Source organism: Kribbella qitaiheensis, from assembly GCF_042657745.1.
GTDB lineage: Bacteria > Actinomycetota > Actinomycetes > Propionibacteriales > Kribbellaceae > Kribbella > Kribbella qitaiheensis.
Window position 1 is genome coordinate 40,862 of the sequence record NZ_JBHSKE010000037.1, and the last position, 11,601, is coordinate 52,462.

At 66.7% G+C, this 11,601-nt stretch carries 8 protein-coding genes and 1 other annotated feature; of the genes, 4 read left to right on the top strand and 4 right to left on the bottom strand.

The genetic code is table 11. The features are described 5' to 3' along the window. Positions 1-240: 240 nt before the first annotated feature. The 3 genes from ACFPJ1_RS25380 (at position 241) to ACFPJ1_RS25390 (ending at position 4,292) form a co-directional block, all read left to right on the top strand. Positions 241-981, top strand: coding sequence for an AAA family ATPase (locus tag ACFPJ1_RS25380; RefSeq protein WP_380107599.1), 741 nt, complete (start codon positions 241-243; stop codon positions 979-981). A gap of 55 nt (positions 982-1,036) precedes the next feature. After that, positions 1,037-1,897, top strand: a complete 861-nt coding sequence (locus tag ACFPJ1_RS25385) for a winged helix-turn-helix domain-containing protein (protein WP_380107600.1) — start codon at positions 1,037-1,039, stop codon at positions 1,895-1,897. A gap of 1,157 nt (positions 1,898-3,054) precedes the next feature. Then, positions 3,055-4,292, top strand: a protein-coding gene (locus tag ACFPJ1_RS25390) for an IS3 family transposase (protein ID WP_380107602.1) whose coding sequence is annotated in 2 segments (ribosomal slippage) — positions 3,055-3,337 and positions 3,337-4,292 — 1,239 coding nt in all. Because the reading frame shifts where the segments join, the coding sequence is not laid out codon by codon here. After that, positions 3,333-3,464 (top strand) — a sequence feature (AL1L pseudoknot). It overlaps the preceding gene by 132 nt. A 904-nt stretch (positions 4,293-5,196) precedes the next feature. Here the strand turns inward: ACFPJ1_RS25390 and ACFPJ1_RS25395 are convergent. Then, positions 5,197-7,101, bottom strand: coding sequence for a hypothetical protein (locus ACFPJ1_RS25395; RefSeq protein ID WP_380107603.1), 1,905 nt, complete (start codon positions 7,099-7,101; stop codon positions 5,197-5,199). Further along, a complete protein-coding gene (locus tag ACFPJ1_RS25400) occupies positions 7,098-8,039 on the bottom strand; it encodes a MurR/RpiR family transcriptional regulator (protein ID WP_380107604.1) in 942 nt (313 codons plus the stop codon). Before ACFPJ1_RS25400 ends, ACFPJ1_RS25395 begins: the two co-directional genes overlap by 4 nt. 329 nt (positions 8,040-8,368) lie before the next feature. On the opposite strand from ACFPJ1_RS25400, the gene ACFPJ1_RS25405 reads away from it, so the two are divergent. Beyond that, entirely contained in the window at positions 8,369-8,863 is a 495-nt protein-coding gene (locus tag ACFPJ1_RS25405) for a hypothetical protein (protein ID WP_380107605.1), read from the top strand. Between the two features lie 191 nt (positions 8,864-9,054). Here the strand turns inward: ACFPJ1_RS25405 and ACFPJ1_RS25410 are convergent, their stop codons facing one another. Beyond that, positions 9,055-10,794, bottom strand: a complete 1,740-nt coding sequence (locus ACFPJ1_RS25410) for a sialidase family protein (RefSeq protein WP_380107606.1) — start codon at positions 10,792-10,794, stop codon at positions 9,055-9,057. A gap of 141 nt (positions 10,795-10,935) precedes the next feature. After that, the gene (locus ACFPJ1_RS25415; protein ID WP_380107608.1) at positions 10,936-11,145 is read right to left on the bottom strand and encodes a hypothetical protein; all 210 of its coding nucleotides are present in this window, start codon (positions 11,143-11,145) and stop codon (positions 10,936-10,938) included. Between the last annotated feature and the right edge of the window lie 456 nt (positions 11,146-11,601).

Consider the following 11,601-nt stretch of genomic DNA (forward strand, 5'->3'; position numbering starts at 1 on the left):
CTTGACCGCAGCTGCGACGGACAATCGAGTCGGGCAAGATCCGGCAGTGCTCGATCGGGACCGCATTGAGGTCCACGCTCGTCAGCAGTCGAGAAGCATGACGGCACGGCTCGCCACAGTCGCACAGCTCAACACCGGCCGGCCGGAGTCCATGCTCGACATGCAGCCCGAATCCGACAAGGACGCCGTTGGTCGCTCGCCTACAGACACTCCGGCGTTGCGCGGCGCAGACTGGACACTGTGGGAGGGCAGGCGGTCGCGGGCTCACCCGGCATCGCCGGTCGAATCGAGGAAACCGGGATCCTCGGGGCAGCGATCCAGGGTGCTGCTGAAGGACGACCGTGTGCGGTCTTCGTGCACGGTGAGGCGGGGGTGGGTAAGACCCGCCTGGTGAGAGTTGCCTGCGATGAGGCGGCCGTTAGGGGTATGGCCGTGTTGTGGGGCCGATGTGTGCGGTTCGGCGCGGTGGATGCGCCGTATGTTGCGCTGATCGGCGCGCTGAAGGGTTGGGTGGAGTCCGCGGAACCGCATGAGCTGTCCGACGTACTGGATACGGTCCCTGCCGCGGGTCAGCTGTTGCCCTCGCTGAGCGGCGGCGACCCCGAGAGTGCGGTCCGGTTGTTGTCGCTGGTGGATGCGTTGGTGATGGCGATCGCTTCGCATCGTCCGACTGTGCTGGTCGTGGATGACGTGCAGTGGGCCGACCCGGCGTCGCGCGACGGGCTCGCCTACCTGGTTGCCGGATTCCGTGGGCAGCGGCTTGCGGTCGTGACGACATACCGAGATGAGGAGCTGGGTGTCGGGCATCCGATGCACAGCTGGCTGGCGAACCTGCGGCGGGATCCGGATTCACTTCACGGCGGCCGACCTGGCCAGGGTGACGTTCCCGGCCGAGCCGGAACCGCTCTGGGAGGCGGCTCTGGCTGCTCGCGCCCTGGGCGGTGGCGGGATCGCGGCCAGATCGCTGGGCGATCGCGCTGATCGTCGGCTGACCGATCGGGCGTTGCCGCCGGTTGCGCGGAGGTGGCGGCTGAAGATGGCGCCGCAACTCCGGCCGTCGATGCGTCCGCTGTTCAAGCTGATCGAGCCGGCCGGAAGGTTTCCGGATTTCATCACGCCCGAGGTCTCGGCGTATGGCCTCGAACCCGCTGCCCAGACGTTGATGGACACGCCTGCCGAGGTCGTCCGGGATGAGCTGGGGCCGTGGTTGCCTGCGGAGATCGACCGGTTCATGCAGGGTTTGCTGGCCGGCAGGGCCGGAGCCCGCCGCGCGCTCGGCAACGCAGTACGGGAGTTTCATGAACATGCGCTGGCGCCCGCTTCGATGGAGCTCGAGCGGCGGTACGGGGCTGATCTGGCGGTGCGCTCGCGCGCTTTGCTGCAAGGCGGTGTCGGGACCTTGCTTGCTGAGCTGCACCCGGACGTCGTTTGGGACGAGCCTGTACTGAGTGCTCACGGGGTGACACCCGGGCGGGAGATCGACGTTCACCTCGCGGGTCGCGGGCTTCAGCTCTACCCGTCGTCCTTCACCGCGGAGTGCCTGGTCCTCGACCAGATCGACCGCCGCCCAGTCCTCGTCTACCCGTGCGCGGACCTCCCGCCGTACGAGATCGACACCGACGCCCTCGCCGACGTCCTGGGCCGCACCCGAGCCGCCGTACTCCGCTCCCTCACCGCCAGCGCCAGCACTACCCAACTGGCCCGCCGCACCGGCATCGCCCTAGCCTCCGCCAGCGAACACGCCCGCGCCCTCCGCAACGCCGGTCTGATAACCACCCACAGAACCGCCGGCACCGCCCACCACTCCCTGACCCCTACCGCCCACCAGCTACTGACCTCCCCGGAATCCAGGGCATTCCGGGGAAAGCAGGGGCAGATTCCCAAACTCCAGGCCTGAATGGGGTGAAGTAGGTATATTGGGTTCTGCCTTGGGACAGAAAAGTCCCCTGGAAGTGGACCCGGCAGCCTACCGGACGGTGGGTGAGCCGGGTCTTGCGCATTAGACCTCCTTCACCTGGCAGATCGGCTCGACCGCCTGCCGCCAACGCCCACCACGGACCCAGCTCCAGACAACCGCATCGGGCACCCACAACAGCGGGTCTGACTTCGGGGCCAGCAAGACCCACCGAAGGGCGGTTTCTGACGAACGAAGCGAATCTTCCGGAAGGGGATTCGCATGTCTAGGTATGCACCAAACAAGATGCCCGCTGTGGTCAAGCGCCACTACTTCGAGCTGATCCGTCAAGGCCTCTCGGGGGCTGAGGCAGTTCGGCGGGTCGGCGTGTCTTTGAGCTGCGGCTCGCTATGGTTCATCTGGGGCGAGCCCAACAAGTTTCACGGCCTGTTGCTGTCGGACGTGCTGCGATAGCTGATGTTGCCTTCTCAAAGTTGGTTCGCGAGAGTGTTAGCGCCGTCTTCTTGCCGACGAACGAGTTGTCCTGAATTGTCACCCGTTTGTTCGTCAGTCCGATGAACCCGGTGCCGGCGCCGATCGCGTCGTACACAGCTACGACTACCTCACCCTGCAGTAGCCCGGCCACGATCTTGTCGAACTGCTCCTGCTTGTCATAGACAGGCGCCCACGTGCATTCGGCTGAGCGACCGCGAGCATGCAGCCCCGGTCCTGCCCATAACGTAGCGATCGAAGGCAGGTGCATACCCGGTCGACGAGACCCACGGATTTCCACCGGGGATCACGACCAGGCGATCCACGGCAACGCCAGCAGTAGATCGGTCCAGGCCGACACCTGCAGCGGTCTCCGTGGTGCCGTCGGCAAAGTCGCGCGGGCCGGCGGAAGAATCGTCGCGGGCCTAGCTGGCAACGGCGTACCAGGCACGCCTCGATTGTTGCCGCCGACGGGATGCTGTGAGTGGCGGATCGGATCGTTGCCGTGAGCCCCAGTCATTCTCAGAGGCTAAACATGTCGATAGCCGCAGCGTCAAGAAGTTGCATGTTCCTGCAAGTGCGGTGTGGCACACGATTTCATTGCGTCTGCGGCGATGTGAGCCGCCCCGGAGTGTCTGGAGACTTCATTCGTTGGAAGGATGAAGTCCATGTCACGTCCGTCGTCTTATTCGCCCGAGATCCGTGAGCGTGCGGTCCGGATGGTCGCTGAGTCCAAGGCCGACTACGGTTCGGAGTTCGAGGCGATCAAGTCGATCGCGTTGAAGCTGGGGATCGGCTCGGCCGAGACGCTGCGTAAGTGGGTCCGTCGTGCCGAGATCGACGCTGGGCAGCGGCCCGGGGTCACTACCTCGGAGTCGGAGGCGTTGAAGGCGTTGAAGCGGGAGAACGCCGAGCTGCGGCGGGCGAACGAGATCTTGAAGTCGGCAGCAACTTTCTTCGCGGCGGAGCTCGACCGCCCACATCAGTGATCGTGGCTTTCATCAGCGATCACAGGCGACAGTTCGGGGTCGAGCCGATCTGCAGGGTGCTCACCGAGCACGGCTGCAAGATCGCCCCGTCGACGTTCTACGACAACCTCAATCGTCAACCCAGTAAGCAGAAACTCCGCGACACTGACCTGACCGTGGTGATCGAACAGGCACGCGAGGAGCGGTTCGTGGAACTGTTCGGAGCCCGCAAAATGTGGCTCCATCTCCGCGGGCTGGGCCACGATGTCGCTCGCTGCACCGTGGAGCGGCTGATGGCCCAGCTGGGCATCAGTGGCGTGGTCCGCGGCACGACGCCGCGGACCACCATCGCCGACGAGAAAGCCGCTCGGCCGGCCGACCTGGTCGACCGCAACTTCGTCGCCTCGGCACCGAACCGGCTCTGGGTGGCCGACTTCACCTACGTAGCGACCTGGACCGGCACGGTCTACGTCGCGTTCATCATCGATGTGTTCTCCCGCCGGATCGTCGGCTGGAGGGCCGCCACCGAGATGACCACCCCGCTGGTCCTGGACGCCCTCGAGATGGCGTTGTGGACCCGCCGAAAAGACGGCATCACCGACCTGACCAGGCTGGTGCACCACACCGACGCCGGGTCGCAATACACCTCGATTGCCTTCACCCAACGCCTCACCGACGCCGGCATCGACGCCTCGGTCGGGTCCGTCGGCGACGCCTACGACAACGCCCTGGCCGAGACCCACATGGGCCTGTTCAAGTCCGAACTGATCCACTCCTACGGCCCCTGGAAGGGCCTAAGCGACGTCGAGGCAGCAACTCTGGACTGGGTCCACTGGTTCAACACCGCCCGACCCCACGAGTCGATCCAGGACCTCACACCCATCCAGGCCGAGCAGACTCACTACACTCACCGAACCCGCTTCGCCGAAGCCGGTTGACACCAAACGAAGCCTCCGGACTCGCCGGGGCGGCTCAATGGCCCATGTGTTCCTCTTGAATGATCGCCAAACCTGGTGGTCTGGTTCCCACCAGAGGACGTGGAAGACATAATCGATTCGGAGCCCTGGAGGCGATTCGTACCGCTGCATCGGAAGCGAACCAGCTCAGTCAGGTCTTCTCGACGGATCGAGGAGGGCCCAACCCTTCCCCAGCTGTGCCGGTCTCGGGAGCGGCGGCAACCAGAGGCACGGAAGGCTGCAGTAGCGGCGTGGAGCCATTCGTGGAGCGAACCGCGCGATACAGATGAGAAGTTCGGCCACCCAAGAAGAGTTCCGTGCAACGAGTCACGCCTGAAGACAGCGGCTGTGATGGTGAGCTTCCTCTCGTAATGAGAACGTCGGCGGTTCGAGATGTGTGACCGATGCGGTGCGTACCGCGACAAGCCCCATCTGATGGACACCGACCGCGGCGAGTAGTGGCCACCCGGAATCCCTCGCCGACCGCCTCGTGTCCGCTGATCAGGCTGGCCGGCCTGGCGGCTGGATGCCGTATTTCTCGATGGCGAGGCGTCAGAACAGCGGTACCGCCTCCGAGGTGGGTCGATCGACACGTTCGTCGTGGCCCGTGCTCGACAGATGCTCGATTGTGCACCTTCCAGCCGGTGCCGACTTGATCGACTCGGCGCCCCTGACGATGAGCAGGTCATAGACCTGTTCGCGCGCCGGCCCGCGGTACCACCACAAGGCGTGCGTAGCCGTCGAGCCCGCCAGTTGCGCATCGAGTCCCGAAGCAGTGATGCAGTCGATGATGTCGACCAGGTACCGGAGCTACCGGCATCCGTCGCGGCTGGTCTGGTGTCGCGACGGCAACTCCGCGCGGTGTGGTCAGGCCCGGCCCCGTCGATCAGCCCAGCCTGATCAACTGGCCACCGCCCGGCGGCAACTCGATCGCAGCCGGGTTCGACACGCTCTTCCAGGTCGCTGACTTGGGTTGGAACGCCTTCGCCGTCGACGCCCCGAACGTGAGCGTCACTGCTGCCTCCTCGGTGCGCGAGTAGTTGGCCACCAGCACATGGGCACGACCGTCGCCGTCGGTGAACCGGCCCAGCACCACGCCGCCGCCGGAGACGGCGGTGAGCGTCTCGTCCGGGGCGAACGGGTCGAGTCCGGCAGGCGGAGTGGATACGCCCGCCACCTGTACGGCGGTGGAGGTGAGCCCGAGCATCACCTTGCCCAGCGGTGCCAGATAGTGCGTGTTGACCGTGCGGCTGTCGCCGTACAGCGAGGTCTGCTTGCCGTCGACCGTGATCAGGGCATTCGTGAAGCCCTCGCCGCGGGCCGGGTCGGGCGTCCAGTAGGTGAAGTACTGGATGCCCTTGCAGCCGTAGGCGAGGCTGATGTTGATCTGCCAGAGCAGGTCGGCCCGGGTCGGGATGGCGTGGAAGTTGTAGCCGACACTCTGGATGAAGGCCCAGGAGTCACGTCCGTGCGCGAGCGCGGCGGCGCGGACCTCGGCCCAGTTGGCGAAGTAGCCCCGGTCCTCACCGCCGGACAGGATCGGGTAGCGGTCGAAGGACAGCACGGGCGTGTCGAGCTGGGAAGCCGCCTGCTCGTAACCCGCCCCGAAGCCTGGCAGCAGGTTGATGTAGGACAGCGCGTCCGGGAAGGCCTGGTTGGCGTAGGTCACGGCCTTGGCGAGTGTTGGCAGCTGGCTCGCTTGCGGCTCGTCGTACAGGTGCAACCCAGCGAAGGAGGTGTAGCCGGAACCGGCCGGGCGCTGCCAGGCCTCCAGGGTGCCGGAGAAGTCCTCCTGGAACAACACCGCGCCGGCGGCGTCTGTCACGGAGACGTTGTCGAAGTACGCGGACTCGGGCCCGGCCTCCCGGAAGCCCACGATGCCGGTGGCGAACGTGGTGTCCGTCGTGGTGTCGACCAGCACGCCGTCGATCTTGGTGGTGAACGTCGACCCGCTGACCACGGTCTCCACGTGGTAGGACTGGCCGGCCTGCAGTTGGAACGACAGCGGGGTGCTGGTGACCACCGGGTTGCCGCGCACGAACACCGCCTTCTTCAACACGGCCATGCCGCCCGCGCCCTGGCTGGAGAGCAGCCAGACGTAGGCGTTGCCCTCGTCCTGCATGCGGAACGCCCAACCTGCCTGCGCGTAGCCGCCCGTGCCGGTGAACTTCGGCTCGGTGTCGAACGCGAACGTGTAGTCGCGCCAGCCGGCGCCGGCCTTGACCGAGCCGATCGAGCCGCTGCCGGAGCCGCTGGTGATGTGCAACCGCCCGCCGCTGAGCTGCCAGCTGGGGGCGTAGCGGTTGACCACCTCAGTAATCTTCTGCCTGAGTTCGGCCTCGCTGATGGTAAACGGGTCGGCGGGGTTGCCAACGGCGAAGCTGTGCAGCAGCCAGCGGATGTCGGGATCGTCCACCAGCACGTGCAGGCCAACCTGCTCCGCCACCTGGAGCATGTACCGGCAGATCTGCACATCCGCGAAGGTGTAGTTGCCGCCGTGCACGAAGTTGAAGCCGGCGTCGGCGATCTCCTGGTAGCGCTCCACGGTGGTCTGCAGCGGCGGCGGCGGCCAGAAGATGCCGATCGGGAAGTTGCCGCTGTTCATGATCGGTCCGCCGGTGGACGTGGTGGACCCGCCCGCAGGTTCCGCACCGGTCGCGCCGAACGCGGCCGGCGGCGCGGTGGCGCCGAAGGCACCGGCGGCCACGACGGCACCGACGGCGCCGACACCGCCCAGCAGGAAGGACTTGCGGGTCAGGCCCGATGGCGGGGGGGTGTGCTGCGGTGTCAACGGATCCTCCGGGGATGGTGGGCGGTGTCGCGAGGGGGGAGACGCTCGGGGTGGCGAGGGCGCACAGCCGCCGCCGTTTCGGCCAGATGCCTGGCCGTGCGTTCGTAGTTGCCTTGACCGACGGCGAGATACAGGAGCTCGACGACGGTCAGCTCGGAATGCCGCGAGGCGAGTGGTCCGTCGCGGAAGGTGGTGGCCTCGGCCACGGTGATCAGGATGTGGTCCGCGATGCTTGCCAGGCGTGAGCGGTGCCCGCCGGTGATCGCGACAGTACGGGCGCCGTGGGCGCGGGCGCACTCGAGCATGTCCAGCGTCTCATCGGTTTCCCCGGAGTGGGACACCGCGATCGCCACATCGCCCGGGCGCAGCAGCGCAGCGGCGACCAGACCGTCGTGGACGTCCGCATAGGTCCAGCACGGCACTCCGATGCGGACCAGGCGCAGGTCCAGTTCCCGTGCCATGATCGCGCTGCCGCTGACGCCGTAGACGTGCACCCGGTCGGCCGCACCAATGGCCGCGGCCGCGGCGGCGACTGCGTGGAGATCCAGGCCGGCCAGGGTGGCATGGACGGCGCGGGTCTGGGCCGCCTCGAGGGTGCGCGCCACCACCGCGAGGGAGTCGTTCGGGCCGAGGTCGCGGCCGATGTCGACATCCCAGCTCCCGTACGCGGCGGCCGCCTCCGCGGTGACGGCGATGCGTAGGCCTGGGTAGCCGTCCAGTCCGAGCGCGCGGCACAGGCGAGAGACCGCACCGGCGGACGTACCGGCGGCGTCGGCGAGGTCGTTGATGGTTCCGGCCACGCTGCTGCGCGGGTCGTCCAGGATGCGCTCGGCGGTACGACGTACCGAGGTAGGCAGCTCGGGAAGGAGCACCCGCATCCGGGTCAGTACACCGACGTCGGCCACATCGTCGAATGTCTCGGCTACGTCGCTCGGCATGATAGGCACTATCGTGCAAGGGTCGTCAAATGACAATAGATGATAGGAACTATCGCCCGCCGAGATCTCCGGCGGGTGCCCACTGCCGCGAGGGCACGATCCCGCGTCGGTTCATCCGTGGAGATAGTTCGCGTCGTCGAGGTACGCGGCATAGATGCTGTGCTTGGAAAACTGGCTACGCGAGTTCGATTCTCGTCACCCGCTCGGAACGCAAGAGGCCCCAGCCACAGGGAATCTGAGGCCAGGGACCTTCGTGATGCAAAGGCCGGTTTCCGGTGGCGTGCCCTCCACGTGCCACGCCGCTAACCCTTTCCTGCCAGACTTCACCCATGACCGGTGGCGATCCGCAGGGAGATTCCCCAGGTGAACTGCCAACGGAACAGGAGTGGGGTTCCGCTCTTGTGTGGCGCATCATCATGTTCCTGACCTTGCTCGCCGCGATCCTAGGGACTCTGTGGACCGTCCTCCGGGACGAGGTTGCGCCGCTCAGCGTTACTTGGCCCGTGTTCCTGGTTGTGTTCTACCTGGCGTTGGCGGCGCTTCGCAGTCGGTGGACCGTGCGTCTGACACGAGACGAGCTGTTGATCCGCTACCCGATCGGTAGTCAACGTGTTCCCAGGGCACAGGTCGAGTCTGCCCACTTCAACTCCTGGGGGCTCATCATTCGCAAGCGAGGCGGTGGGTTCGCGTTCGCCTTCCTCGCACCGAAGTGGAACTCGACCGAACTGAGTAGTGGCGGCAGGCCCGGACCGGACAGCCCGGCGTTCCAGATCACCCGATGGGCGCAGTCGGAGCGACTTGAGGATAGCCTGTCGCAACCCTAGGACTGTTGCGGATCGTGCCCCTCCACGTGCCCTAGCCGGTCCGAAACCCTTTGTCAGCAACGGGTTTGGCCCCCACACCACCCCCGAGACACCCTAACCTGGCACAGCGGATCTGAGGAGCCCCCAACCGAAGGAGCACCGGAACTCCGAAGAGTTCCGGTGCTCGTCACTTGCGAGTCACAAAGAGGTGATTACGGAGTCGGATCGGCGAACGTTCCGCTGAAGATGTCGCTGTTGCCGAACGTTGCCGGGCACGTGCCGAGCACGTTGGGCGCGCTCGTCGGGCTGCTCGTGTAGAGCGAGGCCCGGAAAGCGTTGATCGAATCGCACGGAGCCGCCTCGCGGGCGTCGTTCCACACCGCTACCGCGAAGTCGTTCGTTGCGGCGGCGTACACGTAGTCACCGAGGAACTCCGAGATCAGGGCGTTCGCGCTGCTGCCGCGAGGATCTCCGACTGGAGTCCGTTCGAGCACCGACCAGCCGGTGGGTACGCCGTTCACCACGTTCGCATGCAGTACGACGCCGACCAGCCCACGTGGACTCGTGGTGTCGTTGCGATATGGCGTGGTGAATGCGTTGTACACGACGTACAGATCAGTCCCGTCCGGGGATACCGCCGGTGCACTGTAGACCGGCCGGTCGCCGGTAGCGATCGGCACTGCGAGCGGCGTGGCCCAGGTCTGTCCGGCGTTCCGCGACCAGGTCAGCATCAGTTGCTCGTGGTTGAGACCGAGCCGGCCATCGGCCCAAGTCATGAAGATCTCGTTCGTACCACCGGTCCCAGTGGGCCGGGCGTTCGCGATGTCGACGTTCGGTCCGCCGGCCAGGTCGACCCGGGCCCCGGCGATGCCGTCCATCACGGGACGTCCCTCGACCGGGTCGAACACACCCGGCTTCACAACGGGCGTGACCAGGAACGGTCCCTTGAAGTGCGCGCCGCCGTCGGTGGACCGGTACATCATCTGGAAGTTGGTGCCCTGTCGGGTGCCGACGCCGAAGACGTAGACCGCGCCCGTGCTGTCCGTACGTACGACGCAGCCGTCGGGCTGGCTGTTGACGCCGTTGCTCGTCGCCGGTCCTACCTGACGAGTGGTCCAACTGGTTCCGCCGTCAGTGGATGTCGCGACGGTCAACGGTACCGGGAGCGCGTGCCCCTTCTCTTGGCTGCGGAACGACGCCCAGCACACGTAGACGTGGCCGAAGAACGGGCTGCTCGAGGCGTTGTCGGCATAGACCTGCTCCTTGTCCGAGAACGTCGTCGAGGACTGCTTGGAGATGATCACCGGCGCCCGCCAGGCGGAGGCGTTGTTCGCCGACGCTCCACGCACGTCGTCGGTGGTCGACACCGCGATCGCCTCGAAGCCGCGGAAGGTCTCGAGTTTCCGGGTGGCGCCGAAGTTCGAGGTCAGGTTCGCGTAGTACAGCCGCGATCCGTTCGCCCACGAGAAGGTCCCGCCGGGACCGGGCCGCGGTCCGAATGCCACCGCCGGGTCTCCGTCGGCGACGAGCCCTGCTTCGACGTAGTGGGGCAGGGTGCCGATCGGACCCACCTGCGGAGTGCAGGCCGCGGGGCCGAGGCAGCCACGGGCGCTCCAGCCGCTGTACGTCGGCTGGTGCCAGGACGCACCGCTGTCGAACGAGAAGTACGCGCCGGAGACTCCGACGCCGTTCGTGAACGGACAGGTCGACGGGTCACCGGCGGCGCAGGACTCCATGTCGATCTCCTCGTTCGCCCCCGCGACCACGACCGAAGGATCGTGTGCGTCGATGGCGACCGCCGGTTCGTTCTGCTTGTTCTGGGAGAACGGTGTCGACGGGCTGCCGACGGTGACCTCGTGATCCGCCGGCGACGCGGAGGCAGCGACGGCGGCTCCGGCGAGAGCAGCTGTGGCGGCAGCGACGGAAGCGATGATGCGGCGTGATGTGCCCATGACCCCCTCCTCGGGACGACCATCGGCTCGGGACCGGTTCCCGGCCCGTCTGGTCGTCTCGACACTCCACCTCGGAACCCCTCCGCACAACAGGTCGGAACCCCTGATGACACAGCGCAACAGGCCAGATGCGAAGCGGCTTCATCGCGACGTCGTGGTCCATCGGCCCGCCAGCATCGAAACGCTGATCGCGAGGATCAGCACCAGGAACCCGATTGGTGCGACCAGGTCGAACGCGGTGCTGCCGAGCGGCCCGGCCACGCACCGGCCCAGCGACAGTGCCGCGACGACGGCAGCGAGAACGCGCAGCCACGTCCGGCCGCCGGCGTACGCCAGCGCCGCGGCGAACAAGGCGACCGCGCCGAACAGTACGTCGTCGGACCATTTTGGTTGCTATCGGCCCCGTTCACCCTCCGCACCGTAGCTGCGGCGGCGGTGATTCGAACAGGCGTTTGCAGGTTGCTGCAGCGCCTCGACCTCCGAACGGCGACATGAGCTGACCACCGGGCGCATGCTGGTGCCGTGGCCAGGGTGTGGCGGTGCGGGAAGTGTGACGGGGCCGACGTCCCCGAGCACCACCGGTTCTGCCCGCACCGCGACACGCCGCGCACGGTGAGGCGGGTGCTGGTCGTGGTGTGGCCGCCGTTCGGCCGGGTGCGGCGCAGAGGCCCCGCGTGACGCCGGCGCGGCGGCGTAGCGAGCCAGGTGGATCACGCTACGAGGTGAAGTGGGACGGCTACCTTCACTGAACTAGTCAAGTCTGGCGTGGGTCGTCCCGGGCGCTCCTGTCCTTTGCCAACGCAGCCG

What these genes read in the sequence shown, in the direction of transcription:
- ACFPJ1_RS25405 (WP_380107605.1), top strand. Translation starts at nt 8,369, where the DNA reads ATGACCGGTGGCGATCCGCAGGGAGATTCCCCAGGTGAACTGCCAACG.
- ACFPJ1_RS25400 (WP_380107604.1), bottom strand. Translation starts at nt 8,039, where the DNA reads ATGCCGAGCGACGTAGCCGAGACATTCGACGATGTGGCCGACGTCGGT.
- ACFPJ1_RS25410 (WP_380107606.1), bottom strand. Translation starts at nt 10,794, where the DNA reads ATGGGCACATCACGCCGCATCATCGCTTCCGTCGCTGCCGCCACAGCT.
- ACFPJ1_RS25385 (WP_380107600.1), top strand. Translation starts at nt 1,037, where the DNA reads ATGGCGCCGCAACTCCGGCCGTCGATGCGTCCGCTGTTCAAGCTGATC.